Origin of the sequence: Desulfovibrio legallii (assembly GCF_004309735.1) — a bacterium.
GTDB classification, from domain to species: Bacteria; Desulfobacterota; Desulfovibrionia; order Desulfovibrionales; family Desulfovibrionaceae; genus Desulfovibrio; species Desulfovibrio legallii.
Window position 1 is genome coordinate 1 of record NZ_SIXC01000010.1, and the last position, 26,299, is coordinate 26,299.

The 26,299-nt window shown below is 58.7% G+C and carries 22 protein-coding genes; 18 read left to right on the forward strand and 4 right to left on the reverse strand.

Annotated elements, in window-relative coordinates; all coding sequences use genetic code 11:
* Positions 1-219 precede the first annotated feature (219 nt).
* Together EB812_RS08620 and EB812_RS08625 are read right to left on the reverse strand one after the other, a co-directional pair.
* Positions 220-660 (reverse strand): hypothetical protein, encoded by a 441-nt coding sequence (locus EB812_RS08620; RefSeq protein WP_130958087.1) that lies wholly within the window; start codon positions 658-660, stop codon positions 220-222.
* A 50-nt stretch (positions 661-710) separates the two neighbouring features.
* Positions 711-1,625 (reverse strand): hypothetical protein, encoded by a 915-nt coding sequence (locus EB812_RS08625; RefSeq protein ID WP_130958088.1) that lies wholly within the window; start codon positions 1,623-1,625, stop codon positions 711-713.
* Positions 1,626-1,766: 141 nt separating this feature from the next.
* On the opposite strand from EB812_RS08625, the gene EB812_RS08630 reads away from it, so the two are divergent.
* A complete protein-coding gene (locus EB812_RS08630; RefSeq protein ID WP_130958089.1) occupies positions 1,767-2,369 on the forward strand; it encodes a hypothetical protein in 603 nt (200 codons plus the stop codon).
* Positions 2,370-2,703: 334 nt separating this feature from the next.
* Here EB812_RS08630 and EB812_RS08640 read toward each other — a convergent pair whose 3' ends face one another.
* A complete protein-coding gene (locus EB812_RS08640; RefSeq protein WP_118230167.1) occupies positions 2,704-3,375 on the reverse strand; it encodes a flavodoxin family protein in 672 nt (223 codons plus the stop codon).
* A 198-nt stretch (positions 3,376-3,573) separates the two neighbouring features.
* Between EB812_RS08640 and EB812_RS08645 the strand changes: the two genes are divergently transcribed.
* From EB812_RS08645 to EB812_RS08655, 3 genes are all read left to right on the forward strand, one after another.
* A complete protein-coding gene (locus EB812_RS08645) occupies positions 3,574-4,533 on the forward strand; it encodes a GlxA family transcriptional regulator (protein WP_207287347.1) in 960 nt (319 codons plus the stop codon).
* Between the two features lie 16 nt (positions 4,534-4,549).
* Entirely contained in the window at positions 4,550-5,338 is a 789-nt protein-coding gene (locus tag EB812_RS08650; RefSeq protein ID WP_207287348.1) for a DJ-1/PfpI family protein, read from the forward strand.
* A gap of 280 nt (positions 5,339-5,618) precedes the next feature.
* Positions 5,619-6,797: a sugar transporter gene (locus EB812_RS08655; protein WP_165450928.1), complete on the forward strand. Its 1,179-nt coding sequence runs from the start codon at positions 5,619-5,621 to the stop codon at positions 6,795-6,797.
* Positions 6,798-6,941: 144 nt separating this feature from the next.
* Here the strand turns inward: EB812_RS08655 and EB812_RS08660 are convergent, their stop codons facing one another.
* The gene (locus EB812_RS08660) at positions 6,942-8,132 is read right to left on the reverse strand and encodes an MFS transporter (RefSeq protein WP_118230163.1); all 1,191 of its coding nucleotides are present in this window, start codon (positions 8,130-8,132) and stop codon (positions 6,942-6,944) included.
* A 530-nt stretch (positions 8,133-8,662) separates the two neighbouring features.
* On the opposite strand from EB812_RS08660, the gene EB812_RS08665 reads away from it, so the two are divergent.
* The 14 genes from EB812_RS08665 to EB812_RS08730 all read left to right on the forward strand — a co-directional run bounded on the left by EB812_RS08665 (position 8,663) and on the right by EB812_RS08730 (position 26,299).
* Positions 8,663-9,850 (forward strand): M20 metallopeptidase family protein, encoded by a 1,188-nt coding sequence (locus EB812_RS08665; RefSeq protein ID WP_165450929.1) that lies wholly within the window; start codon positions 8,663-8,665, stop codon positions 9,848-9,850.
* 52 nt (positions 9,851-9,902) lie between these two features.
* On the forward strand, positions 9,903-11,165 hold the full coding sequence (locus EB812_RS08670; RefSeq protein WP_130958090.1) for an MFS transporter: 1,263 nt from the start codon (positions 9,903-9,905) through the stop codon (positions 11,163-11,165).
* A gap of 381 nt (positions 11,166-11,546) precedes the next feature.
* The gene (locus EB812_RS08675) at positions 11,547-12,089 is read left to right on the forward strand and encodes a flavin reductase family protein (protein WP_130958091.1); all 543 of its coding nucleotides are present in this window, start codon (positions 11,547-11,549) and stop codon (positions 12,087-12,089) included.
* 282 nt (positions 12,090-12,371) lie between these two features.
* Positions 12,372-14,411 carry a proton-conducting transporter transmembrane domain-containing protein gene (locus tag EB812_RS08680; protein WP_130958092.1) on the forward strand — a complete coding sequence of 680 codons (2,040 nt, stop codon included), beginning with the start codon at positions 12,372-12,374 and terminating at the stop codon, positions 14,409-14,411.
* The gene (locus EB812_RS08685; RefSeq protein WP_118230158.1) at positions 14,408-15,346 is read left to right on the forward strand and encodes a respiratory chain complex I subunit 1 family protein; all 939 of its coding nucleotides are present in this window, start codon (positions 14,408-14,410) and stop codon (positions 15,344-15,346) included. The genes EB812_RS08680 and EB812_RS08685 overlap by 4 nt, the downstream gene beginning before the upstream one ends.
* A gap of 2 nt (positions 15,347-15,348) precedes the next feature.
* Positions 15,349-15,972: a hydrogenase-4 component E gene (locus EB812_RS08690; protein WP_118230157.1), complete on the forward strand. Its 624-nt coding sequence runs from the start codon at positions 15,349-15,351 to the stop codon at positions 15,970-15,972.
* Between the two features lie 249 nt (positions 15,973-16,221).
* The gene (locus EB812_RS08695; RefSeq protein WP_130958093.1) at positions 16,222-17,718 is read left to right on the forward strand and encodes a proton-conducting transporter transmembrane domain-containing protein; all 1,497 of its coding nucleotides are present in this window, start codon (positions 16,222-16,224) and stop codon (positions 17,716-17,718) included.
* A 200-nt stretch (positions 17,719-17,918) separates the two neighbouring features.
* Complete coding sequence (locus EB812_RS08700) at positions 17,919-19,475, forward strand: hydrogenase large subunit (protein ID WP_130958094.1); 1,557 nt, start codon at positions 17,919-17,921, stop codon at positions 19,473-19,475.
* A gap of 9 nt (positions 19,476-19,484) precedes the next feature.
* Positions 19,485-20,264, forward strand: a complete 780-nt coding sequence (locus EB812_RS08705) for an NADH-quinone oxidoreductase subunit B family protein (RefSeq protein WP_130958095.1) — start codon at positions 19,485-19,487, stop codon at positions 20,262-20,264.
* Between the two features lie 322 nt (positions 20,265-20,586).
* Positions 20,587-22,008, forward strand: coding sequence for a mannose-1-phosphate guanylyltransferase/mannose-6-phosphate isomerase (locus EB812_RS08710; protein WP_130958096.1), 1,422 nt, complete (start codon positions 20,587-20,589; stop codon positions 22,006-22,008).
* Between the two features lie 133 nt (positions 22,009-22,141).
* Positions 22,142-23,290, forward strand: coding sequence for a GDP-mannose 4,6-dehydratase (gene gmd, locus EB812_RS08715; RefSeq protein WP_130958097.1), 1,149 nt, complete (start codon positions 22,142-22,144; stop codon positions 23,288-23,290).
* A gap of 4 nt (positions 23,291-23,294) precedes the next feature.
* Positions 23,295-24,236, forward strand: a complete 942-nt coding sequence (gene fcl / locus EB812_RS08720; RefSeq protein ID WP_130958098.1) for a GDP-L-fucose synthase — start codon at positions 23,295-23,297, stop codon at positions 24,234-24,236.
* Between the two features lie 5 nt (positions 24,237-24,241).
* Positions 24,242-25,063 carry an ABC transporter permease gene (locus EB812_RS08725; protein WP_130958099.1) on the forward strand — a complete coding sequence of 274 codons (822 nt, stop codon included), beginning with the start codon at positions 24,242-24,244 and terminating at the stop codon, positions 25,061-25,063.
* A gap of 9 nt (positions 25,064-25,072) precedes the next feature.
* Positions 25,073-26,299: an ABC transporter ATP-binding protein gene (locus EB812_RS08730; RefSeq protein ID WP_130958100.1), complete on the forward strand. Its 1,227-nt coding sequence runs from the start codon at positions 25,073-25,075 to the stop codon at positions 26,297-26,299.

The window sequence follows — 26,299 nt, forward strand, 5'->3', positions numbered from 1 at the left end:
AAATACAGGATTTTTCCACCAAATGGCTCTGGAGTTATAATAACGAGCGCCCCAACATGGGCATTGGCGGCATAACTCCCGCCATGAAGCTCGCACAGGTGTCTTAGGCTCTACTTGTAAGTGCTCCTAAAAATGGGAGGATTACCGTCTGTTGATTCATGAACCCCTTTAACTGGAAAAATTTTACCTTGATGCAAATCTAAAAATGCAAAATTTGTATTATTGATTTCCTTGATCCTTCAGTATATTAAACCAAATTTTAAGATTTTTCCAAACTTTGATTAAGATAAATAAAGCTAACCCAATTGTTGAAAGCGCAAGCGCAATGCACAATGCAGATGCCGCTTTTTTGTCAACTAGACCTATGGAAACTTGAAAAAGGGAAGTAATAAAGCAACAAAATACACAAAATAGAAAAAGTTGCGAAATCATCACTAGGCTATTATACCTATTTATTTTTTGACCTAATTCCTTGCTTGTCTTTTCTATATCTTCAACATATTTTTTATCGTCAAACAGCTTATCTTTCAATGAAAACATAAACATTGTCATTAGGGATAGGGTAAAACTCCCCATAGTTAAAAATGATGAAAAGAATGTGCTTCGCAAAGTGGATTTAAATAAGTAGTGAATATCACACCAGGAAGTAGGAATAAGCATAATTCCAATCGTTAGGATTGCTATTGATATTATGTATCGATATAAAATTTTTAGCATACTAGAATAGTTTTAACCCTGTTATAAGCTTCAATAAGCTTTGATATAATTAAATTTTCATTTATTGACTCTTTCACTTTGTCTTGATCTAGACTTAATGCAGGAACCATAGCTTCATAGTCAAAAGAACCAAAACGATCAAAATCATTTAGAAGCTTATACACTGCATCGTTTCCATGTTCGTCAATGCCAACAACCTTTGCTTTCTTCAGTTTTGCCCCCTTAAATGTCCGAGTAAGCCCTTCGATTAAAAGATTCATTGGAGATTCTTTGTTAAAAAACAATTGATATTTAAGTCTTCTCATATGAGGCATAATTGCGACAAATTCATCTTTTGTTGTATCCAATATTTCGAATTCAATTTCTGCTTCTTTTGCGCTTTTCATCAATGCGACTCTCTCGACAAAACTACCATTTCTTTCAATTATACTACATTCAATAGTTTCATTAAAAATTTTTAAATCATTCTTAATTTGCTTTAATGGTTTATTCTCATTCTCTAATTGAATTTTAGCATCTTCATATAGTTTATTTTTAATCTTTAAATATCTATCCTTATTAATAGCGTTAAAAATATTTAAAGAGCATGAGTTGTGATAATGCTGATACATTCCGCAACCAGTATTTTTGTCAATTATAAAAAAATTAAAATCTGCAATGTGCTCATTTTTTTCAAGTTTATGTATATCAAGCCGAATTTTACCACTTGAATTAACAATTTTTGTAAATTTTTTCATATTCTTAACAGTCAACACCAAACCCCGCCAGAAATCATCTCCTTCAATATAATAAAGGATTCTGTTGTTGAGATTAATTCCATTTAGGAGTGCATTTTCAGCCAAGAACTTTTCCATTGGAAGTGCCGAGCAGTTACATCTCCATTTAAATGCCTGAAAATTTATATTCATGACAATCTCCATTCCTATTTTTTATAACATCCTATTTAAAAACTACCTTGTCAAGATTCTGTATCTTGCGTAAAAATTAATTAAAAGCTGGTGATTCTTAATCTTGAATTTCCTTAATACCCTAATATTATTGGAGCAGTTATGGCTGACATAACTTTTACGGATTTCATGAATATCGTCCAAAGCGCTGGAGTTACAAAGTTTTCGAAGATCCAAAATGTCAAATCGAGGGGAGCATATTCCCCATCTAAGGATTATTATAAACCATTACGTCAAAAAATTATTGAACTATGCGAATCTTCAGGCAACATTGAAGATGTATCTCTAGAAATTCAAGCAGCAAACAAAAAGAAATGGGGAAATTATGAAGTAATCTGCAAAAATATAATTGCATGGAAGAAAAAAAATAAAAATTTGTCTTGGATATCGCCTCCAAAAGGATATTTTAAGCCTAATGTTATTGGTATTAAAGTTAACCCAGAACTAGCATTCCAGATGGATTCTGGGAACATGATTGTAATTAAACTTCACATGAATAAGGAGCCGCTTTCAAAAGGGAAATTACAAATTGCAGCTCATCTTTTGCAAAAAACTCTCGGAGATTGCTGCCCCGATAATACAAATTTTGCATTTTTAGATTTGCATCAAGGTAAAATTTTTCCAGTTAAAGGGGTTCATGAATCAACAGACGCCTTTCTAGCTGCTGAAATTGCTTATATTGAGTATGTATGGAACAACGCATGAGATTAAGTTTACAAATTATTAAAGAACTCCCTCCCGTTCGAATAATGAATTGGCGGAACCGCTTGACACAAACAGGTAAGACAACTCCCATCACAAGTCCCAACCACGCAAAAACCCCCGACCATCTCGCGATGATCGGGGTTTTTAATTACCTACATGGTGGAGCTGAAGAGAATTGAACTCTTGACCTCTTGAATGCCATTCAAATGCGCTGCGGACATGCTCCTACCCTCGTCAAGGATATATTTGTATATTTTTTATATAGTATCAAGCAACACATGTCCACGTCAAACGGATCTCCCGCAAAGCAAGGGGCATACCCCTGTTTATCAGGTTAGACCGTCTGCCTGCCGCCCGTGACCATTGCCGCGCCCATGCGCCCGGCCTCCGCCAGATCCAGCGGAAAGTGACTGTCGCGCCAGGCGGCTTTTTCCGGCTCTGAAAACCGCTCGGCCCTGTATTTGCTGTAGTCGTCAAACTGATAGGTATTGCAGATGTGCAGCACTGCGGGCCGGCTGAAAATGCGCCCCACAAACATCTCCATTCTTTCAAGGCCGCTGCGATAGCCGTACTGCTCCATTTCCTCGCGGCTCACGTTCATGTCATACAAAAAGGCCGTGGGCATGCGCTTGGGGGCCAACGTGCTGTAGGCTTTGTCGTACACCAGATAGGCGAACAGCAGCCGCTCCAGAAGGCAACGCAGCTTGCCGGTAACGTTGCCGAAGTAAATGGGACTGCCGAAAATGATGCCGTCCGCCTGCGAAAGTTTTTCCAGCACAGGGGAAAGGGCGTCCTTGAAGCCGCAACGGCCATAGCTTTTTGCCCCCAGCCGCTTGCAGGCAAAACAGCTCATACAGCCCTGAAAATCCAGATCATACAGGTGAATCATCTCCGTTTCCACGGCCTCGGCGCAGGGCGCGGCGGCAGCGCCGCTAAGGGCAGCCTGCAACAGTTTTGCGGTATTGTGTTTTTTTCTGGGTCCACCGTTGACGGCGTAAATCTTCACGATGACCTCCTGGATCTGAAAAGAATATTGTTGCGGTTAGATGTGGTCCACCTGCCCCCTAAGCAGACTGGGGACCACATTGGCAGGAATATCACTATCAATGTCATTGTGCCACGGGGGGCCCTGGCCTAGGGTACGGCCATGAAATGTGCACAACGCCCCACCGCCTGTGGTCCAACTGCCCCGCGCCTTGTCGTCATGGCTGTCCATGACGGAGCGGAAATCCTCGACATCACGGGGCCCCTGGGCGTGTTTTCCACAGCCAACGCCCTACATGCGCAGTCCGGCGGCACAGAACCACTTTACCGCATCCAGGTCGCGGGCGAAACCCCTGACGCGGTAGTGCGGACCGCCTCCGGCATGCGGCTGCTGACGGATACGGCATTGGGGCAGTGCAGCGGCATTGATACCTTGCTGGTGGCTGGCGGCCCCGCGGCAACGCAGGCGCCACAGGCGCTGGTGGACTGGCTGCGCGAAGCTGCGCCTCTGGTGCGGCGCGTGTGCTCCATCTGCACCGGAGCCTTCATCCTGGCGCGCGCGGGGCTGCTGGAAAACCGCCGGGCCACCACCCACTGGCTCATGCTTGAGCAACTCCGCGCCTTTTCTCCAAATATTGATGTCCAGACTGACGCCCTGCATGTGAAGGACGGCTCCGTCTACACCTCGGCCGGGGTGACGGCGGGCATTGATCTGGCATTAGCCCTGCTGGAGGAGGACTGCGGCCGCGATTTGGCGCTGCACGTTGCCAGGGTGCTGGTGCTCTACCTCAAGCGTCCGGGTGGGCAATCACAGTTCAGCACAACCCTGCTGGCGCAGACCCACGAGGGCGGCGCCCTGGCCTCGACGATCCAATGGCTGCGCGACAACCACCAGCGCCCGCTGCGCAATGAGGACATAGCCAAACACGCGGCCATGAGCCCGCGCAACTTCGCCAGGGTCTTCAAACGCGAAACCGGCGAGACTCCGGCCCATTTCATTGAAAATATTCGCCTTGAAGCAGCTGTGAAACGCCTGGAGGAAACAACGCAAGCACTGAAAACCATCGCCCGGGAGTGTGGTTTCCAGTCCGGCGAGCACTTCCGCCTGACATTTTCACGCCGCTTTGGCATCACCCCCGGCCAGTACCGGAGCAGATTCCGTTCCGGTACATGGCGTTAACACTTAGGATAGGCATATGAAACAGATCTCTTTGCAGTGCCTTGCGCTCGCGCTCATGCTGCTCGCATCCGCCCGCTCTGTTCCGGCGCAAGTGCCATCACCCCAACCAGAGGATCAGGTCATGTATGAAGTCCACCCAGGCCACGTCTCCCGGCAGATAACTGTCGGGGTGCTCCTCTTCCCCGGCTTCGAAATGCTGGACGCATACGGCCCCATGGAAATGTGGGGCAGCCTCAAGCACGCCCCGGCCCGTTTCTGGGGTGGAGAAGAAAAGCGTGTGGGTGTACGGCTGGTAACCATTGCGGCAACGCGGGGAGAAATTCCCTCGAACCAAGGGCCGAAAACAGTAGCCGACTACAGCTATGCCGACTCGCCCAAGCTGGACTATCTGCTGGTGCCCGGCGGCAGCGGGGCAGTGCCCTTGGTTCGCGACACGGCAACACTGGATTGGCTGCGCGACCAGGCGACCAAGACGAAGATCGTCATGTCCGTGTGCAACGGCGCGTCGCTTTTGGCTGCAGCGGGCATTCTGGACGGCAGGCCGGCCACAACGAACAAAATGGCCTTCAAGGCTTCTACAGCGCCCGGCCCCAAGGTGAACTGGGTCAAACAGGCGCGGTGGGTGGATGACGGTACGGTGGTGAGCTCTTCCGGCGTCTCCGCCGGGATGGATATGACCGTGGCGGTCATCTCCCGTCTGTATGGCCGGCTTTTGGGCGACTGGCTGGAGCAGGTCACCGAGTACGACGCGCACCGAGACCCGGCCTGGGATCCTTTTGCGGTCAAGGCCGGGCTGGTGCGCTGACCCTGCCCACAGAACGTTCCTAAACAAGCGGCAGGGGGCCGAAAATCCAGGCCCCCGCCGCTTTCCCTGTGCGAAAAGGCTCACCCCTGTACCACGGGCTGCAGAACACGATTTTTATATGAGGCAGCCTTGAGTTGGGGCCGTCTTGATTTGATCCGACAGGGCCCGGTGTTCCCCCCCCCGCCAACCGTGCCGCCGCAAACAGCCCGGCTTGTGCTCCGCCGAAAGCAGGCGTATGGGAGACACTGGTATTACTGTTGCGCGTGATAAGGATCAGATCATGACTTCGATTAAAACCCCGGAAGGCCGACGCCTCTGGGTGCCTGTTTTTTCTCTGGCTCTGGCTGCCTTCATATTTGTCACCACAGAGGTTCTGCCCATTGGGCTGCTGCCGGAAATCGCCAAGGATCTTGGCGAAACCGAGGCTTTTACCGGGCTTCTGGTCGCCATGTACGCCTGGAGCGTGGCCCTGCTTTCCTTGCCGCTCACCGCGCTTACGGCACGGGTTGAGCGCCGTAAGCTGCTTATTGGCCTGTTTGTCGTGTTCATAGCCGGGCATGTGCTTTCCGCTCTGGCCCCCAACTTCACAACCCTTATGCTCGCGCGCATTTGCATCGCCAATGCGCACGCCGTGTTCTGGTCCATAACAACCCCCATTGTGGTCCGCATTACGCCGCAGGGGATGAAGGCCAGGGGCCTTGCCATTGTCATCGTAGGCAGTTCGCTTGCCACGGTGATGGGGGTTCCGCTCAGCACCGTTGTCGGACAGCACTTTGGCTGGCGGGCGGCCTTTTTGCTTATTGGCGCTGTGGCCGCCTGCATTGCCTTTATACTCTGGCGTCTGCTTCCGCCGCTTGTCGCCAAAGATACAGGCTCATTCAAAAGCGTTCCCGGCTTGTTTCGCAACAAAGAGCTCGCACTCCTTTACCTGCAAACCCTGCTGGCGGTGACGGGCTATTTTCTTGCCTATACCTATCTTGCGCCTCTGCTGATCCAGATTGGCGGCTTCTCCGGCCAGGCCGTGCCGCTGTTTTTGTTGCTGATGGGGCTTTCCGGCATTTGCGGCAGCCTGTTCGCCACGCGGCTGGCGGCCATGAAGACCAAACTGGTGTTTATTCTGCCGTCAGTGGCTATCTTTCTTTGCCTTCTGGCGCTCAATATCTCCATAGCGCATCTGGCGGCCATCGTGCCCATATGCATCCTCTGGGGGGGAAGCATGGCTGTGCTTGGGCTTTTGTTTCAGAGCAAGATTCTTGAAATAGCAGCACATTCCGCAGACATCGCCACGTCCATCTATTCGGGCATTTTTAATGTGGGCATTGGCGGCGGGGCCTTCATCGGCAGCTTTGTGTTTAACACTCTTGGCCTGCACACGACAGGCTATGCGGCAGCGGCCTTTTTTCTGGCCACAATTTGCGTCAGCGTCTATTCTGCGCGCAGTACCAGGACAACGCCATAACTCCGCCAGGGGCGTCCTGCACGCTGGCGGGGGCCGCAGCGAAGAGCCCCTGTGCGCCTGCGACTGGAATTGCCCCGATAAAACCGGACGCGCAGCCCTTGGCGCAGGCGGGTGCATTTTCTCGGAAAACGCAGTAGCCCCGCCTTATTTCCCTGTCGGGCCGACCAGGCCATACACGGGGCGAAACACAACCCTTGCAATGCCGGCCAGAAGAACCAACAGCGTGATATTGAACCAAAAAGCCGTTTGCAGGGAGCTGCCGTGGGCGATAAGGCCGATAATAACGGGGCCCAGCACAGTTCCGGAATAGCCTATAGTGGTGACCGCGGCTATGGCGGCATTGAGGGGCACCCTGTGCTGGCTGCCGGCCGCAATAAAAATAATCGGCACAATGTTGGACACGCCAAATCCCAAAAGGAAATAGCCGGCCATTGCCCAGAAACCCGGAAGAATTTCCATAAACAAAAGCATGCCGCCCACAGCGGTGACGCTGCCGATAAACACCGCCCTGCCGATACCCCCCAGGGTGCGGATCAGCCCTTCGCCGGACAATCTGCCCAGGGCGACAGCGGCAACAAACACACTGTAGCCGAGAGCGGCATACGACTTTTCAAAGCCCTTATACTGCAACATGTACAAGGCGCTCCAGTTGGCTATTACTCCTTCCGCCAGGTAAACAATAAAGCACATCAATCCCAGGACGATAACAATCCCTCTTGGAAAAACCGCGGTTTTCCGCTCTTCTCTGGTGGGGATGTGGTGCAGGAAAGAGTGTGAAAAAAGCAGCAGCGGCGCGGCAATAAACAGGACGCATGAAAAAGCCGCCCAGCTTACCGGAAGCCCGATCCAAAGCAGAAAAATCAGATAGCCGGAGCCAGTCAGGCTGCCGATGCTGTAAAATGCGTGGAAAACAGGCATCATCACAACATGGCTTTTTTTCTGGACTATGCTGGCCTGAATGTTTGCGGCCACGTCCACAGCGCCCACACAGCCCCCGAACAGCAGAAGCACAACGCACATAAGGATAAAGTGGTCCAAAATGGCCAGCAGAGGAAAACTTGCCGCCAGCAGCGCCGATGCAACCAGTATGACCCTGTGACAACTGAACCTGCCGGCAAGCACTCCGGTAATGGGCATGGTTATGATCGACCCCAGCCCAAAGCACAGGAGCATAATGCTTAATGAGGCCTCATCAAGAAAAAGCCTGTCACTGGCATAGGGAATAAGCGGGGCCCAGGCGGCATAGAAAAAACCGACTAAAAAAAATACCGACATAGCCGCGTATTGCTGTTTTTTTACTTTCCGGGGGAATTCGTGTCTGGTTTTGAGCCACATGGCAGTGCCTCTCACGCCCTACGGCGTATTCTTGGAGATGCGGGATCCTGTGCCAAAACGGACGAACCGCAGCGCCGGAATGCACGCCCCCCAAACTTCTGCCTGAAGCCGGAGGGGCGCCCGCGATCCTTTCCCTATACCACAACGGCGCTGAAGCCATATGGCTCTTATGGCGATTGCGCTTCGCGGTTATTGCGTTATGGCAGGCAAAATCCGCATGCGCGCTGCCCCCGCCCCGTTTTAGCGGCAGACAGGGCCTTGTAAAGCGGCAGGTACATAAGACGCATTTCTCCTGCACGCAAGGGGCTTCAACAGGACTGCTCCCCGCGGCCGCCAATGGTTCCGGCTGCGGCGCAGGGCTTTTTGCGCGCCACAATTTGTTTTCTTATTATTTATTCAAAAAAATAAGCGGATTGGCAATTGTCATCCGTTTTTGCGTGGTATATAATCACGCCGTTTTATCAGTACAGCGCGCTGCCGGCAGTTCCCCCCCTGCCCGGATGGAACTGTCTCCAGTAAAGGAGAAGAACATGCACCATATGCGCAGCGAAGCCGAGGCCATCAGGGAGCAACTGTCAACGTGGCGTGAAACCCTGCACCGGCACCCCGAACTGAGCCTCAAGGAATTCTGGACCACGGACTATCTGAAAAAAGAACTGGCCGCCATGGGCGTCGAAATAGTGGACTGGGGCGGCGAAACCGGCGTGGTGGGGCTGCTGCGCGGCGCCAGGCCCGGCAAGTGCGTGGCCCTGCGGGCCGACATCGACGCCCTGCCCATTGAAGAAAAAAGCGGCGTTCCTTTTGCTTCTGAAAATCCCGGCGTCATGCACGCCTGCGGCCACGACAGCCATATGGCCGCCCTGCTCGGCGCGGCCCGCCTGCTGGCCGCCCGCAAAAACGACCTGGCCGGCACGGTGAAGTTTATCTTTCAGCCTGCCGAGGAGATTTTTACCGGCGGCCCCCTTATGGTCAAAAAGGGCGTGCTTGAAAATCCCCATGTGGATTTCATCTTCGGGCAGCACAACATCTGCGAATACCCGGCGGGCAAGGGCCTTGTTTCCCCCGGCCCCATCATGGCCTGCACGGCCTTCATTTCCATCACAGTGCACGGCAAGGGCGGGCACGGGGCCGTGCCCCACCTGGCCCATGACCCGGTGGTGGCCGCGGCCGCCATTGTGTCGTCCCTGCAGACGGTGGTCAGCCGCGAAATGCGCCCAACCGAAGCGGTGGTGGTCACCATCGGCAGCATACACGGCGGCACAGTGGCCAACGTCATTCCCGATACCGTGACCATGCAGGGGACGGTGCGCTGTTTTGATCTGGAGCTTTTCCACGAGCTTGGGGACCGCCTGCGGCGCATTATTGACCATACTGCCGCCGCGTACAACGTCAAAGCCGACTTTGACTACAACGAACTGGTCCCCAATGTGAACAACCCGCCGGAACTCGTCCAATGGCTGCGCAATGGCCCCATGAAGGAAGTTTACGGCGCAGAAAATATCCTGCCCTGCACGCCCAGCATGGGCGGGGAGGACTTTGCCTGCTACATGGCCCAGACGCCGGGCGTCTTTGTCTGGTTTGGCAGCGGCAATCCGGAGAAAGGCATCAGATTCTCATGGCACAACCCGGCCTTCAATGTGGATGACGAAAGCCTGATTTACGGTGCGGCTCTGTATGCGCAGGTGGCTTTGGACTGGCTTGCCGAAACGGCCGGATAAAAACATGGGGCGGGCCGACGGCAGGCCCATACCAAGCTGAGGGGGAGGCCCTATGAAGTTTACGTGGAAGCACAGGCACACGGCCCTGTCTGTGGTTTTTATGGTCTGGCTGGTTTCCTATCTTGACCGTATGGTCATGTCCACCGCCATACCCTACATTGCCGATGAATTTAACCTTTCCGCCGGTGAAATGGGCGTGGTCATGAGCGCCTTTTTCGCGGGCTATGCCTTGTTCCAGATTCCCGGCGGCATCTTGAGCGACCGCTTCGGCGCGCGCAAAGTGCTTGTCTTCGCCATTGCCTGGTGGTCTCTCTTCACCCTGTTTACCGGCTATGCCGGCAGCCTGCTGGGCCTGATTATCATCCGCATCTGCTTCGGCATCGGCGAAGGCATCGGCCCCGCCGCCACGTGGAAGTCCCTGGCCGTCTGGACGCCCGCCGCAGAGCGCGGACGCGCCAATTCCATCATGATGAGCACCAACTCGCTGGGCCCCGCCCTGGCCCCCCTCTTTGTGGTGGCCATCATGTCCTATTGGGGCTGGCGGGCCGTTTTCCACTACCTGAGCATTCCGGGCTTTCTGCTCTGCGTCTGGATCTGGTTCACCCTGTATGACAATCCGCAGGAAAAGAAGGGCGTCAGCGCCGAAGAGCTCAAGGAGCTGGAAAACGAACCCGCAACCGGCGGCGTGGAACAGAAAAACCTGACCTTTCTTCAGGTGCTGACCACGCCTGTGGTCTGGAAGTCCTTTCTTCTGCTCTTTTTCAGCAATACCGTGGCTTGGGGCTACATGTCCTGGCTGCCCACCTACCTGGTCAAAAGCCGTGGTCTGGCCATGGGCCAGATGGGCATAGCCGCTTCTCTGCCTTTTTTCGCCGGCTTCATCGGCGCCATTGTTTCCGGCTACCTCATGGACGGCGCGCTGAAAAAGTACCGCTTCCACTATGTCGTCGTCACCCAGTTGTGCATGGCCCTGTTTCTCTACCTTATGTTCACGGCTGAAAGCGTGACCGCCCTCATGACCTTCAATATCATTGCGGGCTACTTCTGCTTCTGCTGCGTGGCTTCGGTCTTCAGCCTGCCCATGATGGAAGTGCCCAAAGAAATTGCGGGCCGGGCCATGGGCATAGTGAATACCGCCGGGCAACTGGCGGGTTTCCTGGCCCCCATCGTCGTGGGCATGCTCATCACCACCGCTGCCGACGGCGTGCAGAACTACAACGTGGCCTTTGGCTTTCTGTGCTGCTCCAACATCATGGCGGCCATAATCGCCATTTTCTTCCACAGGAGCGACGTCAAGGCCGCAGCCGCCGCATAACAAAATAACGCAAAAAACTTGCCAAACGCTTTTCCCCAAGAAAATACGCAAACACGCCCAAGACCCCGCGCACCCCAAGGTGCTCCGGGGTCTTGGGCGCTCCCTTTTTCTTTGCGGCAAAACGGATATGGCCCCCTGCCGCCTGCGGGCACAGCCGCCCGCCCCTCGCCGCGCATTGAACTCTTGCCGCCGGGCTGCTAGAATATTTAACACTTGAAATGCTCGCTTACGGCAGGCAAAAGCCTGCCTTCTCGCATTTCGTGGCAAGGATTTTCAAGAAAATTCTTGCAGAGCAGTTAGCTCATTTCATTCGCTAACTGCTCTAGGCTCTTTTCAGATTCGCGCCGCAACACACGGCACGGCAAATCCGGGAGGGCGCGCATGCAGCCTTTTCCGCTCCACAAAGCCTTTACGCTGCTGGAACCGGGGCCGGTCGTCCTGGTCACCACCTACGACGGCCGCAAAAACAACGTCATGACCATCACCTGGACCATGGTTCTGGATTTCGCGGCCGGCTTCGCCATAGCCACGGGCCCGTGGAACTACTCCTACGCGGCGCTCATCACCACCCGCCAATGCGTGCTGGCCATCCCCACCGTGGACCGGCTCAACACGGCGGTGGGCATCGGCACCTGCTCCGGGCGGAATACGGACAAGTTTGCCCGCTTCGGGCTCACCGCCCTGCCCGCTGCGCAGGTGCGCGCCCCCTTGATTAAAGAGTGCCTGGCCAACATTGAATGCCGTGTCACTGCCGTGCTGGAAGAGCACAATATCCTTATTCTGCAAGGCATTGCCGCCTATCTGGATGCCTCCCGCCACGAAAAGCGCACCCTCCACGCCGTGGGCGACGGCACGTTTATGGCGGACGGCCAAAAATTCGACCGCAGAGAGATGATGCGCTCCAAGCTCCCGGACGGCCTGTAGCGCCGACGGGCCTCCGCTGCAGCGAACCATATGCGCGGCAGGCCGAACGCCTCCCCCGCCCCGCACCACAGCAATTATCTGCCCTCCCGCCATTGCTTTGCCCGAACATAAGGGCTATGCTGCCTCCGCTTTGTGGTTGCCTTGGGCGGCCACGCCTGTCTGGGGAGGGGGAACCATGTCCACACATACACACGCTCCGGCCGTGAACGGTCCGGCGTGTCCTGACGCGCGCCCGCACTTCCGGATGCGGCCGGGACGCGCGGCAGCCTAGGCGCACGCCACATGTTTCTTTTCATTCTGGCTCTCTGCATTCTTGTGGCCGCCGCAGCCCTCTGCGCCTTGCTGGCCGTGTGCCGTCCTTCCAGGGCCGTTGGCCGCGCGGCCAACCTGGTGGGCCCATACGGGGCCGTCGCCGCCTGCCTTACAGGGCTTTACGCCGTGGCTGTCGGGCCGTGGAGCTCCGTCCTTGCCGTGCGCCTGCCCATGGGGCTGCCCGTGGGCGCGTGCGACCTGGGGCTGGACGCCCTGAGCCGCCTGTTCCTGCTGCCGGTCTTCGGCCTGGGCATGGTCTGCGCCGTTGCCGGCGGTCTGGCCCTGCGGCATGAGAATCCCAGACGTCACAACCTGGGCGCACACTGGTTTTTCTTCCTCTTGCTGCTGCTGGGCCTGGCCCTGGTCATGACCGCACGCGACGCCGTGCTTTTTTTGCCCTCGTGGGAAATCATGTCCCTCGCGCCCTTTTTTCTCATTGATTTCAACGATGGCGACAGCCGGGTGCGCGACGCCTCCTGGATCTACCTGGTGGCGGCCCACCTGGGGGCCGTGGCTCTGCTGGCCTTTTTCGTCCTGCTCTGGCAGACCACGGGCGCAACCACCCTGCTGCCGGGCGGCGCGCTGCCCCTGACGCTGGGCACGACCGGCACGGGCACGCTTACGGCCCTCTTCATCCTGGCCGTCCTCGGCTTCGGGGCCAAGGCCGGGCTTGCGCCCCTGCACGTCTGGCTGCCCGAAGCCCACCCCGCCGCGCCGAGCCACGTTTCCGCCCTGCTTTCCGGGGCCATGATCAACGCCGGACTGTACGGCCTGACCCGCACGCTCGGCCTGCTGGCCCCGGCGGGCGCGGCTCCGGAATGGTGGGGCTGGGCCCTGCTGCTGCTGGGCCTTTCCACCGGGCTTATGGGCATTCTCAAGGCCGCCGCGCAAAGCAACCTGAAGCGCCTGCTGGCCTATTCCAGCGTGGAGAACATAGGCCTCATGGTCCTGGGCCTGGGCGCGGGGCTGGTGGGACAGGCCAACGGCAATGCCTGGATCGCCGTCCTGGGCTTCGGCGGCGCGCTGCTGCACATGTGCAACCACGCGGCCTTCAAGGGCCTGCTGTTTCTCTGCGCGGGCGAAGTGCTGCACGCCACGGGCACGGTGCGCATGCCCCTGTTGGGCGGTCTGCAACGGCGGCTGCCGTTGCTGGGGGCCTTTTTTGCCGTAGGCGCGGCCGCCATTGCCTGCCTGCCGCCCCTGAACGGCTTTACGGGCGAATTAGCTCTGGCCCTGGCCCTGCTGGACGCCCCCACCCTGTCGGGCGTGGAACGCCAGATGGGCCTGCTGCTGGCCCTGGCCGGACTGGCGGCCATCAGCGGCCTGGCGGCGGCCCTCTACGCCAAGGCTTACGGCATCACCTTTCTCGGTGAGCCGCGTTCGCCCTTTGCGGCCACGGCCCACCCGTGTTCCTGGCGGACGCTCTGGCCCCTGGCCCTGCCCGCCGCGCTCTGCCTCGGCGGCGGACTGGCCGGACCGTGGCTGTTTGACCTGGCCGCCGCAGCCGCCCAGAGCGCCCTGCCCCTGCCCGCGTCCCTGGCGGATGCGGGCCGCGCCGGGCTGACCCAGGCCCGTTTGAGTATGACGGCCGTGGCCCAGGTGGGCGGCGCGGGTCTGGCCCTGACGCTGCTCCTGTTGCTGGCGCGGCGTTTGCTGCTCAAAAAACGCCCGGTGCAGGCCGTGCCCACCTGGGGCTGCGGCTTTCAGGGGGCATCGCCGCGCATCCAGTACACCGACGCGGGCTTTTCCGAACCCACGGCCAAAATTTTTGCTCCGGTCATGGGCCTGAAAACCCGCCTGGAGATGGATTCCGGCCTGTTCCCACAGACGGGCGAGCTGTATGTCAGCGCGCCGGACCGCCTGCGCAGCGGACTGTTCACCCCTCTGTTCACAGCTGTGGAAAGCCTGTGCAATGCCTGCAAGGTCATCCAGCACGGCAAGATCCACCTCTATATCCTTTATATTCTGGCCACCCTGGTGGCCCTGCTGGTCTGGGGGCTGCGTTCATGAACAACGCCGCAGTCTATCTGTTTCAGTTTGCACTGGCCCTGCTGCTGGCCCCGCTCCTGCCCGGCATCATCAACCGGGTCAAAGCCGTCTTTGCCGGACGCCACGGCAAACCCCTGCTGCAGACCTACTACGACCTGGCCAAACTGCTGGGCAAGGGCGAGGCGCGCAGCCGCACCACCACCTGGATTTTTGCCGCCGCACCCGCCATTGGCCTGGCCGGCGCGCTCTGCGCTCTGGCCCTGCTGCCCCTGGGCGGTGCGGTCTCGCCCTTGGCCTTTACGGGCGACGTGCTGCTGGCGGCCTACCTGCTGGGCATGGGGCGCTTTGCCCTCATGCTGGCGGCCCTGGACACGGGCTCGGCCTTCGAGGGCATGGGCGCCAGCCGCGAAGCCACCTTTTCCGCTTTAGCGGAACCGGTCCTGTTTCTGGCCTTCATGGCCCTTACCAGCCTTTGTCTGGACCTGGGCCGGGGTACGGACACGGCCTTTACCCTCTCCGCCATGTTCGGCGGGCAGACCACCAGCGCGTGGCTCCGGGGCAACGGAGCCCTGCTCCTGTTGCCCGCCATCTTTTTCATCCTGCTGCTGGTGGAGAACTGCCGCATCCCGGTGGACGACCCCAACACCCATCTGGAACTGACCATGATCCATGAAGTCATGGTGCTGGACCACTCCGGCCCCAACCTGGCCTGCATCCTCTACGGATCAGCCCTCAAGCTCTGGTTTTTCGCCGCCCTGACGGCGGGCCTGCTCATCCCTGCCCTGCCCGCCTGGCAACAAGCCGGGCTGCGGCTCGTCACCGTGCTGCTGCTGGCCGTGATCGTGGGCGTGGTAGAATCGGTCATGGCCCGCCTGCGCATGGAACGGGTGCCCTGGCTGCTGGGCGGCGCGGCGGTCATGGCCGCTCTGGCCCTTATCCTGATTCAGGCGAGGTGAACATGGACACGCTGCTGCAATCCTGCCTTTTTCTATTGGTGCTCAGCAACTTTCTCATGCTGGGCACGCGGCGCGTGGCGGGCATGACGCGCCTGACGGCCCTGCAGGGACTGTTGCTGGCCGCCCTGTTGCTGAGTCTGGACCACAGCCTGCTGGCCGGGGCCGTGCTGCTCATCAAGGGCGCGCTGCTGCCCGGCCTGCTCTGGCGCACCCAAAGCCGCCTGCCCGCCGCCGCGCTGATTTGTCCGGCCCGCCGCGTGGGCCTCTGCGTACTGGCGGGCATGGCCGGGCTGGCCTTTGCCATCTGGCTGGACGGCAAACTTGTCATGCCGCAGGGCCTGTTTCCGCCCATGCTCCTGCCGGCCGGCCTGACCACAGTGTTCTGCGGGCTCATCCTTATTGTGGGCCGCATCAAAGCCATTACCCAGGTTATTGGCTATCTGGTGGCGGAAAACGGCATTTTTTTGCTGGGCGTGCCCCTCATGACCGCGGGCACGGTGTGGTTTGAACTGGCCCTGCTGCTGGACGTGTTTGTGGCCGTGTTTGTCATGGGCATAGCCATCAACCACATCAGCGATTCCTTCGCCTCCATCGACGTGGCGGGCTTCCGCAGTCTGCGGGACTAGCCGCCGCGCGCGCGTGGCCCTTGCCGGAAGGGGGCAGCCCCTGAAAGTTTGCCCTGCGGCAGACCGGCGGCGAGCGTTGGCTGCAGCAAAAGAACGGGCAGCGGGGGCTGGCCTCCGGGCAACCGACACCTTTATTGATCATTTCAAGCGCGCAGCGTTCCGGATCCGGCGCCGCACGCGCAAGGCATACGGCATGAACAGACCACACGCCCCCCACGGGGCCCACCTTTGCTTCTGCGGGACGCGCCCATGCTGACGGCACTGCTTTTTCTCCCCCTGGTCATGGGCTGCCTCATGCTGCTCTGGGGCCGCGCCGTTGTCTGCCGTCTGGGCCTGCCCCTTACGGCCCTGGGCCACACCGTGCTGACCGGCTCCGTGGCTGCGGCCGTGGCGCGGGGCGAAAAGCCCACGGCCCTGGGCGGCCTGCTGGCCCCGGATCCGCTGGGCACGCTGTTCCTGAGCCTGGCCAGTCTGCTGTTTCTGGCGGCGTCAGTCTACGCCGTGCACTATCTGCGCGACGAAGAACGCATCGGCGAACACACCAACATCCTGGACCACGGTCACTTTACCAATGCGCCCGAACGCCGCTTTACCGCCTGTCTGTGTTTTTTTCTGGCGGCCATGACCTTGGTGACCGTCACGCCGCACATGGGCGCGCAGTGGGTGGGCATTGAGGCCACCACCCTTTCCAGCGCGCCGCTGATCTATTTCCACCGGCATAAAAGCTCGCTGGAAGCCACCTGGAAGTACCTGATCATCTGCTCCGTGGGCATTGCCCTGGCCCTGCTGGGCAACATCCTGCTGGCCGTGGCTTTTCACGGCGCGCAGGGCACGACGCAGGGCGCCGAGGGCATGGACCAGGTGGGCTGGTTTGTGCGCAACGCCGCCCTGGCGGAGCCCACCTGGCTCAAGGCGGCCTTTGTCTTTTTGCTGGTGGGCTATGGGGCCAAAATGGGCCTTGCCCCCCTGCACAACTGGCTGCCCGACGCGCACAGTCAGGCCCCCTCGTTGGTTTCCGCCCTGCTTTCCGGAGCGCTGCTCAACTGCGCCATGCTGGGCATGCTGCGCGGCCACCAGATCATGCTGGCCGCCGGTCTGGGCGGGATTTCCAGCGGCATGCTCACGGTCCTGGGCCTGCTTTCGCTGGCCACGGCCGCCATCTTTATTGTAGGCCAGGGGCACTACAAACGCATGCTGGCCTATTCCAGCGTGGAGCACATGGGCATTCTGGCCCTGGGCGTGGGCGTGGGGGGACTGGCCGTTTCCGGAGCCATGCTGCATGCGGTCTGCCATTCTCTGGTCAAGTGCATGCTCTTTTTGCTTTCCGGCAACATTCTGGCCCGCTACCACACCTATTCCAGCTACGACGTGCGCGGCATGCGCTGGACCATGCCCGTCACCGCCGCACTGTGGACCGCAGGTTTCCTGGCCGTAGCCGGTTCGCCGCCCTTTGGGCTGTTCGTCAGCGAGTTGCTCATCTTCAAGGGCATGCTGGCTGCGGAGCAACCCTGGCTGGCCGCCGCCTATCTGATCTTGCTGGCCGTCATTTTTGTGGGGCTTTCCGTTTCTGTGCTGCGCATGGTGCAGGGCAACCGGCCCACAGATATGCCCGCCCTGCGCCGGGAAGCGCCCTGCAGCGTGCTGCCGCCTCTGGCGCTGGGGCTGGCCGTGCTGACCCTGGGCCTGTGGATTCCCAACGGGCTGTGGAATTTTCTGACCCGAGCCGCCGCGCTCATCGGCGGATAAGGGCGCAGGCGCAGTTGCAGCCGTTGCGGCGAAGGAGCTTGACCCATCACGACGAAGGAAGTTGCGGGCACAGACAGCAGCGCCAGCTACGGATAAAGACAGTACCGCTATGTATTTGTGCGGGTAAGCGCCGGAACGAGCGTGCCGTAAACATTGAGAAGGCATATTCTCAACGGTAATCTGCCCAAGTGAGAAAATAAATGTTGTTTGACTACCGCGATACCGTGCCCCTGAAAGGCATGCCGCCGGTTTCCGTAGAGGAGCTGGGCGATACTGTGCGTCGTCGTCTGGCCGAAGGCTGGCGGCTGCTGGTCCTGTGCGGCCTGCCGGATGCGGACGCCCCCAGGGACAAACCCGAAGAAGTCACCCTGTGCTGTGTACTGGCGCAGGACAGTTCACACTATCTGGAGGCCCTGCGCACCCCGCCCCTGCGCAGTTTTCCTTCCCTCGCGTCCGTCTGTCCGCAAGCCCAGCTCTTTGAGCGCGAAATCTGGGAACAGTGGGGCGTGGAGCCCCTGGGGCACCCCTGGCTCAAGCCCGTGCGCCGCATCCCCGACGCGGCGGAAGCCGCAGCCCGCACCCAGAGGGAAGGCGGCCCCTGTGCGGCGCAGGCCACGCCCGCTGCAGCCCCTTATCCCTTTTTTCGGGTGAAGGGCGAAGAAATCCATGAGGTGGCCGTGGGGCCGGTGCACGCCGGGGTCATCGAGCCAGGGCACTTCCGTTTTCAGTGTTACGGCGAAAACGTGCTGCATCTGGAAATCGCCTTGGGCTACCAACACCGGGGCCTGGAGCGTCTCGTGCTGGAGGGGCCGCCGCACTGCCGTCTGCCGCTGCTGGAGTGCGCGGCAGGAGACACCAGCGTGGGGCACGCCACGGCCCACTGCGTGCTGCTGGAACGCCTGGCGGGCAGCGTAGCGGCCCCGCGCGCCCAGCGCCTGCGGCGCATAGGGCTGGAACTGGAACGGCTCGCCAACCATGTGGGTGACCTGGGGGCCATTGCCGGCGATACGGGCTTTCTGCCCACGTCCTCCTGGAATGGCCGCATCCGCGGCGATTTTCTCAACCTTACGGCCAGCCTCTGCGGCAACCGCTTTGGCCGGGGCCTGCTGCGGCCCGGCGGCTCGGGCCACGACCTTGACCCGGAGCAGTGCGCCGACCTGCTGGCCCGCGTACGCGAGGCAGGACGCGACGCGCGCGGGGCCGTGGACGTCATGCTGCACAGCCAGAGCGTGCTGGATCGCCTCACCGGCACGGGCGCGCTCACAACGGCCACAGCGCGGGAACTGGGCCTGACCGGCCCGGCGGCGCGGGCCTGCGGACTGGCGCTGGACGCGCGCTTCCACTTCCCCCTGGCGGACCTGCCCACCGCGGGCTGCGCCCCGCGCGTGGCGCAAGGCGGCGACGTGCTGGCCCGCACCCTGGTCCGCAGCGCGGAGCTGGACGACTCCCTGCGGCTGCTGGAGCTGGACCTCTCCGCCTTGGCGAACATGCCGGGCTGCGCCGCCGCCCCCGCAACGGAGCCCCTGGCCCCCCTGCCGCCCGACACCCTGGCCGTGGCCCAGGTAGAAGGCTGGCGCGGCGAAATCTGCCACTTGGCCGTCACCGGTCCGGACGGCGGACTGCGGGTCTACAAGGTCGTGGACCCTTCGTTCCGCAACTGGCCGGGCCTGGCCGTAGCCCTGCGCGGCAACCAGATCTCCGACTTTCCGCTCTGCAACAAGAGCTTCAACCTTTCTTACTGCGGCCACGATTTGTGAGGCCTTGCCATGCTGCGCATCATCAGGGAACGTCTGCACCAGAAATACCGCACGCTGGACTACCCCCGGCGTCAGCCCGCGCTTTCGCCCCGCTTTCTGGGGCGGCCCGTGCTTACGCCGGTGGACTGCGGCCCTTGCCGAGTCTGCCTGGATATCTGCCCCACGGGCGCGCTGCTGCCCACCCTGGGGGCCGAGGACGGCGCCCCCACGCTGGACATGGGCCGCTGCACCTTCTGCGGGGCCTGCCGCGACGCCTGCCCCAAGGGAGCCATTGCGTTTACGGGCGAACACCGCCTAGCCTCATTCACCCGCGAGGGCCTGCTGGTGCGGCCCGGCGTTGCCGCTGCGAAACAGGAGGCGGCCCACAATGCGCCGCCGGCCGCGCGAGAAAAGTTTGCCCTCTTCCGCCGGTCGCTCAAACTACGGCAGGTCAGCGCCGGGGGCTGCAACGCCTGTGAGGCGGACTGCAACGTGCTCACCACCCTGGTCTACGATCTGGGCCGCTTCGGCATTGATTTTGTGGCCTCCCCGCGCCACGCGGACGGCCTGGCCGTCACGGGCCCGGTTACGGAAAACATGCGCCTGGCCCTGCTGGACACCTACGCCGCCCTGCCGGAACCGCGCCTGGTGCTGGCCGTGGGCGCGTGCGCCATTTCCGGCGGCCTGTTCCGCCACGCGCCCCAGTGCAACAAAGGAGTCAGCAATCTCCTGCCCGTGGACCTGTTCATTCCGGGCTGCCCGCCCAATCCCTGGACCATCCTGGATGGCCTGCTCTCCCTGCGGGGATAGGACGCTGCAACGGTAAAATTGCTCTGGCGGCTGTGTGGGCAGACGCCCGCCGCGCAGGCGCCAGTAAGGTCTTTGGCTGGTAAACACTGAAGTGCGCGCAGTAACATCTTTGCAAATGGATATTCGCAAAGTTGCAGTGCTTCAGGCCCAACAGGGGCCGCCGCTGCGGAAGGCCCTCCCAAAATCCGGCGGCTTCGTCAGCTGCAACCGGCTGCGGCACAACCTTGTTCCGCGCCCGGGAATGGTGTATCTTGCGTCTGCATCCCGATAAATACCCCTTAGACAGACTTTTGGCAGCATCTATCTTATTGGTGAGAAACTCATGTCGGACATAGTTCCCGTTATTCTGTGCGGCGGCAGCGGCACGCGGCTTTGGCCCCTTTCCCGCGAAACCTACCCCAAGCAGTTTGTGGATCTGGGCGCAGGGCGTACCCTGTTCAAAGACACCGTAGCCCGTGCCGCCGCCGTGGCCCCCAATGCGGCCCCCGTCATCGTCTGCAATGAGGCGCACCGCTTTTATGTGAATGCGGCGCTCTACCAATGCGGAATCAGCGGCACGGTGCTGCTGGAGCCCGCCCCGCGCAACACGGCGCCGGCCATTGCCCTGGCCGCGCTGGCCCTGGCGGCCGACGGCGCGGACCCCTGCATGCTGGTGCTGCCCTCGGACCACGCCATCGCGGACGTGGACGCCTTTGCGGCGGGCGTGGAGCGCGCCGTTCGCCTGGCGGACCAGGGGCATATCGTCACTTTCGGCATCGCACCCACGGCTGCGGAAACGGGCTTCGGCTATATCGAACAGGGCGCGCCCCTGGGCGAGGACGGTTTTGCCGTGGCCCGCTTTGTGGAAAAGCCCGACCAGGCCAACGCAGAAGCCATGCTGGCCCAGGGCGGCTTTTTGTGGAACAGCGGCATGTTTTTGCTGCGGGCTTCCGTGTATCTGTGCGAGCTGAAACGCTGCGCCCCGGGCATGGCCGCCGCTTGCCGCGCCGCCTGGGAAGGACACAAGGACGACGGCGTGTTCCACCGGCCGGACAAAGACGCTTTTCTGGCCGCGCCCGCCGATTCCATAGATTACACCGTCATGGAGCACACTGCCCTGGCCGCCGTCGTGCCGCTGGTCACGAGCTGGAGCGACCTGGGCTCCTGGGAAGCCTTTTATCAGGCTGGGCAGGCGGATACGGAAGGCAATGTCTGCAGCGGGGACGTGCTGCTGGAAGGGGCCGCCCACTGCTACTGCAACGCCACCCACCGGCTGCTGGCCGTCATGGGCGTGCGCGACCTGGTGGTGGTGGAAACGCGGGACGCCGTGCTGGTGGCCCCGCGGGAACAGGCCCAGGACGTCAAAAAAATCGTGAACCGCCTGCAACGCGCCGGCCGTCCCGAATGCCGTCAGCACCCACAGGTCTACCGGCCCTGGGGCAGCTACGAAACGCTTGTTCTGGACGGACGCTTTCAGGTCAAACGCATCATCGTCTCACCCGGCGGGGAACTCTCCCTGCAGATGCACCACCACCGCGCCGAGCACTGGGTGGTGGTGAGCGGCACGGCCGAGGTCACCAACGGCGATGTGACCCGACTGTACACTGAAAACCAGTCAACATATATTCCTGTCGGGACACGGCACCGGCTGAAGAACCCCGGCGTCATCCCTCTGGTGCTTATTGAAATCCAGTCCGGCTCCTATCTGGGCGAGGACGACATCGTGCGCTTTGCCGACGTCTACGGCCGGGGAGATCGTGCATAGCTAAACACATAATCCCCGCCGGCAACGCGGTGGACAAGGGCACAGAAACAGGATATTTTGCTGCGATTCTGAAACAAACGGACTTCCAGACGCGGGCCAGTGCGCCCGCTGCAAAGGATAGCTGCCCGGCATCATGAAAAAAGCGCTCATTACCGGCATCACCGGCCAGGACGGGGCCTATCTCGCGGAATTTCTGCTGCGTAAGGGCTATGAGGTGCACGGCATCAAACGTCGCGCATCACTGTTCAATACGGACCGCATCGACCATCTGTATCAGGATCCGCACGCCAGTGCGCGGCACTTTATCCTGCACTACGGCGACCTGAGCGATTCCAGCAATCTTGTGCGCCTGATGCAGGAGGTGCGCCCCGACGAAGTCTACAATCTGGCCGCCCAGAGCCATGTGCAGGTCTCCTTTGAATCGCCGGAATACACGGCGGACGTGGACGCCCTGGGCACGCTGCGCCTGCTTGAGGCCATCCGCATTGCCGGGCTCACGGGCACCACCCGTTTTTACCAGGCCTCCACTTCCGAACTGTTCGGCCTGGTGCAGGAAGTGCCGCAAACGGAAAAGACGCCCTTTTATCCCCGCTCGCCCTACGCCTGCGCCAAACTTTATGCCTACTGGATCACGGTCAATTACCGAGAGGCTTACGGCATGTATGCCTGCAATGGCATTCTGTTCAACCACGAATCGCCCGTCCGCGGCGAAACCTTTGTGACCCGCAAGATCACTCGCGCGCTTTCCCGTATGGTGCTGGGCCTGCAGGACTGCTGCTATCTGGGCAACCTCAACGCCAAGCGCGACTGGGGCCACGCCCGCGATTATGTGGAGATGCAGTGGCTCATGCTGCAGCAGGAAAAGCCTGATGATTTTGTGATCGCCACAGGGCGGCAATTTTCCGTGCGGGATTTTGTCAATGCCGCGGCAGCGGAAATGGGCCTGACCCTTACCTGGCAGGGCGAGGGCGTGGACGAAACAGGCACTGTGGCCGCCGTGGATCCGGACCGCCTGCGCCGGGCCGCCGGCAACCGGCAGGGGCTGGAATGCCGCCTCAAGCCCGGCGACGTCATTGTGCGGGTGGATCCGCGCTATTTCCGGCCCACGGAGGTGGAAACCCTGCTGGGCGACCCGGCCAAGGCCAAGCAGAAGCTGGGCTGGGAGCCCAAAACCACGTTTGAAGTCATGGTGGCGGAGATGGCCCGCGAAGACCTGGGTCTGAGCATGCGCGACGCCCTGTGCCAGGTGGCGGGCTTCAAGACGTTCAGCCACAATGAGTAGCACGGTGGACAAAAACGCTCTTGTCTATGTGGCCGGGCACCGCGGTCTGGTGGGCAGCGCCTTGTGCCGCGCCCTGAACCGCGCGGGCTACGCGCGCCTGCTGACCCGCAGTCATGCGGAGCTGGACCTCTGCGATCAGGCGGCGGTGGCGGCCTTTTTTGCGCAGCACAGGCCCGACGTGGTCATTCTGGCGGCCGCCAAGGTGGGGGGCATCCAGGCCAATGCCACCTATCCGGCGGAATTCATTTACCAGAATCTGCAGATCCAGAACAACGTCATCCACAGCGCCTGGCGCAACGGCTGCAAAAAGCTGCTGTTTCTCGGTTCATCGTGCATCTATCCCAAGCTCTGCCCGCAGCCCATCAAGGAAGAATATCTGCTCACCGGCCCTCTGGAGCCCACCAACGACGCCTATGCCCTGGCCAAAATATCCGGCATCAAGATGTGTCAGGCCTACCGCAAACAGTACGGCTTTGACGCCATCAGCGCCATGCCCACCAATCTGTACGGCCCCGGCGACAACTACCATCCGCAAAACAGCCATGTGGTCCCGGCGCTTATCCGCCGATTTCACGAGGCCAAAGTCTCCGGCGCGGCCCAGGTGACCATCTGGGGCACGGGCACGCCGTTGCGCGAATTTCTGTATGTGGATGATATGGCCGAGGCCTGCGTGTTTCTGCTCGAGAACTATTCTGACTTTGAACACATGAACGTGGGCTGCCAGCAGGAATGCACCATTCTGGATCTGGCCCGGCGCGTGGCCCGCGTGGTGGGCTTTGACGGCAACATTGCCACGGACCCCGAAAAGCCCGACGGCACGCCGCGCAAACTCATGGACAGCGGCAAGCTCTTCGCCATGGGCTGGCGGCCCCGCGTGGGGCTGGAAGAAGGGCTGACCGATGCTTATAACGATTTTCTGCAAAATCAACATACACGGGGCTATTAGCATTCATGTCACACGAGCTTGTTATTGAAGCTGGTCGCGCCGAACGCCAGTACTGGAAAGACCTGTGGCGCTACCGTGAGCTTTTTCTCATTCTGACGTGGCGCGATGTGGCCGTGCAGTACAAGCAGACGGTTGTAGGCGTCTTGTGGGCTGTGTTTCGCCCTCTGCTGACTATGGCGGCCTTTACCTTTGTATTTGCCAAAGTGGCTAAGCTGCCATCAGAAGGCAATACGCCCTACCCCCTGATGGTTTTTGTGGCCATGCTGCCGTGGCAGCTATTTTCCACAGCCATTGCAGCCACGGCCAATAGTCTTGTTGCTAACAGCAACCTTGTTTCAAAGGTGTATTTTCCCAGAATTATCGTCCCTACTGCCACCATTGGCGTGGCTGTAGTAGACTTTGCTATTTCTTTTGTGCTGTTGTGCACCATGATGCTGTGGTATCAGTATCTGCCGCCCATACAGTTTTTTGCTGTTGTGCCGCTGACATTTTTGGCTGCCCTTGTGTCCCTGGGGCCAGGGCTGATCCTCTGCGCGCTCAATGTGACGTACCGCGATTTTCGCATTATTGTTCCCTTCATTACCCAGTTTGGCCTGTACCTTTCGCCCGTGGGCTTTTCATCCGGCATTGTGCCGGAAAAATGGCGGCTGCTCTACGAATGTAACCCTATGGTTGGCGTTATTGACGGCTTTCGTTGGGCGGTGCTGGGTTCAATCGAATTTCCGCAGCGAGCATTATGCATAAGCATCGTCTGCGCGCTTATTTTTTTGTTTTTCGGTATCAAAATTTTTCGCAAGACAGAACGCACCTTCGCGGACGTAATTTAGGATACGCATATGAAACCCATTATCTCCGTTGAAGGACTTGGCAAAAGCTATACCATCCGGCATGAAGGCCAAACGCGCTACAAGTCGTTGCGTGAAGAACTTTTCAAACTGCCGCAGCGGCTATTACAACGCAGATGTCAAAACCAGGAAGAATTTTGGGCGCTTAAAGACGTCAGCTTTGACGTCATGCCCGGCGACCGTGTTGGCATTATCGGACGCAACGGCGCGGGTAAATCAACTCTGCTCAAGCTGCTTTCACGCATTACCGAACCGACAACGGGCCGCATTACCTTGCGCGGGCGCGTAGCCAGCCTGCTTGAAGTTGGTACTGGCTTTCACCCTGAACTGACGGGGCGGGAAAACATTTTTCTCAATGGCGCAATTTTGGGCATGAGCCGTGCCGAAGTTCGGAGAAAATTTGACGAGATCGTAGATTTTGCAGGAGTGGAAAAATTTCTGGACACGCCGGTAAAACGCTATTCCTCAGGCATGTATGTTCGCCTTGCCTTTGCCGTAGCCGCGCATTTGGAGCCAGAAATTCTTATCGTGGACGAAGTCCTGGCCGTAGGAGATGCAGAATTTCAGAAGAAATGCCTCGGCAAAATGGAAGAGGTAGGGAAGGAAGGTCGGACGGTGTTGTTCGTGAGCCATAATATGGGAGCAATTCAACAGTTATGTAGTAGAGCGCTCATGTTGCAACACGGGAGTTTAGCCAACGATTCTACAGATATTGCTAAAAATATTTCTGTATATCTTGGTAGTGATAGAAACGTAAGTGTATGGAAAAGACTTGACGCTCAGTTTGATAATGTTTTTTTTAAGCCTTTGGAGATGGAAGCTATTGAACAGCAGGACGGTTCAAAAATAATAAAAATAACCGGTTCAATAAAAAAAACAAATATAGGCTTGCAAGTAGGCATCGCTATTTCTTCAATAAATGGGGAGACGCTTTTTTGGGCGTGTCATAATGACGGCCCGCAAACAGATTGGCCACAGATTCAGACGGGGGAGTATGCATTTTACGTTAATATCCCCAAATACTTTTTGAATAATGGCACATACCGCGTAGAACTTTTGGCCGCAGTATATCGTCAATTTTGGATATGCCAACCAGGAGTCTCGTCTCCGTCAATTCAGCTACATATCAAAGGGTTTATTAGTGATTCTCCATATTGGAATATAACTCGCCCAGGTCTTTTGGCACCCTTGTTCAAATGGAGTGTCGAAGAGGTTTAG

Bases quoted from the DNA above. Each gene is read 5' to 3' on its own strand.
- EB812_RS08675 (WP_130958091.1), top strand. From the start codon at position 11,547: ATGCAGCCTTTTCCGCTCCACAAAGCCTTTACGCTGCTGGAACCGGGG.
- EB812_RS08725 (WP_130958099.1), top strand. From the start codon at position 24,242: ATGTCACACGAGCTTGTTATTGAAGCTGGTCGCGCCGAACGCCAGTAC.
- gmd (WP_130958097.1), top strand. From the start codon at position 22,142: ATGAAAAAAGCGCTCATTACCGGCATCACCGGCCAGGACGGGGCCTAT.
- EB812_RS08705 (WP_130958095.1), top strand. From the start codon at position 19,485: ATGCTGCGCATCATCAGGGAACGTCTGCACCAGAAATACCGCACGCTG.
- EB812_RS08645 (WP_207287347.1), top strand. From the start codon at position 3,574: ATGGCTGTCCATGACGGAGCGGAAATCCTCGACATCACGGGGCCCCTG.
- EB812_RS08700 (WP_130958094.1), top strand. From the start codon at position 17,919: ATGTTGTTTGACTACCGCGATACCGTGCCCCTGAAAGGCATGCCGCCG.
- EB812_RS08620 (WP_130958087.1), bottom strand. From the start codon at position 660: ATGCTTATTCCTACTTCCTGGTGTGATATTCACTACTTATTTAAATCC.
- EB812_RS08695 (WP_130958093.1), top strand. From the start codon at position 16,222: ATGCTGACGGCACTGCTTTTTCTCCCCCTGGTCATGGGCTGCCTCATG.
- EB812_RS08730 (WP_130958100.1), top strand. From the start codon at position 25,073: ATGAAACCCATTATCTCCGTTGAAGGACTTGGCAAAAGCTATACCATC.
- EB812_RS08630 (WP_130958089.1), top strand. From the start codon at position 1,767: ATGGCTGACATAACTTTTACGGATTTCATGAATATCGTCCAAAGCGCT.
- EB812_RS08625 (WP_130958088.1), bottom strand. From the start codon at position 1,625: ATGAATATAAATTTTCAGGCATTTAAATGGAGATGTAACTGCTCGGCA.
- EB812_RS08685 (WP_118230158.1), top strand. From the start codon at position 14,408: ATGAACAACGCCGCAGTCTATCTGTTTCAGTTTGCACTGGCCCTGCTG.
- EB812_RS08680 (WP_130958092.1), top strand. From the start codon at position 12,372: ATGTTTCTTTTCATTCTGGCTCTCTGCATTCTTGTGGCCGCCGCAGCC.
- EB812_RS08690 (WP_118230157.1), top strand. From the start codon at position 15,349: ATGGACACGCTGCTGCAATCCTGCCTTTTTCTATTGGTGCTCAGCAAC.
- EB812_RS08660 (WP_118230163.1), bottom strand. From the start codon at position 8,132: ATGTGGCTCAAAACCAGACACGAATTCCCCCGGAAAGTAAAAAAACAG.
- EB812_RS08670 (WP_130958090.1), top strand. From the start codon at position 9,903: ATGAAGTTTACGTGGAAGCACAGGCACACGGCCCTGTCTGTGGTTTTT.
- EB812_RS08650 (WP_207287348.1), top strand. From the start codon at position 4,550: ATGAAACAGATCTCTTTGCAGTGCCTTGCGCTCGCGCTCATGCTGCTC.
- EB812_RS08710 (WP_130958096.1), top strand. From the start codon at position 20,587: ATGTCGGACATAGTTCCCGTTATTCTGTGCGGCGGCAGCGGCACGCGG.
- EB812_RS08655 (WP_165450928.1), top strand. From the start codon at position 5,619: ATGACTTCGATTAAAACCCCGGAAGGCCGACGCCTCTGGGTGCCTGTT.
- EB812_RS08665 (WP_165450929.1), top strand. From the start codon at position 8,663: ATGCACCATATGCGCAGCGAAGCCGAGGCCATCAGGGAGCAACTGTCA.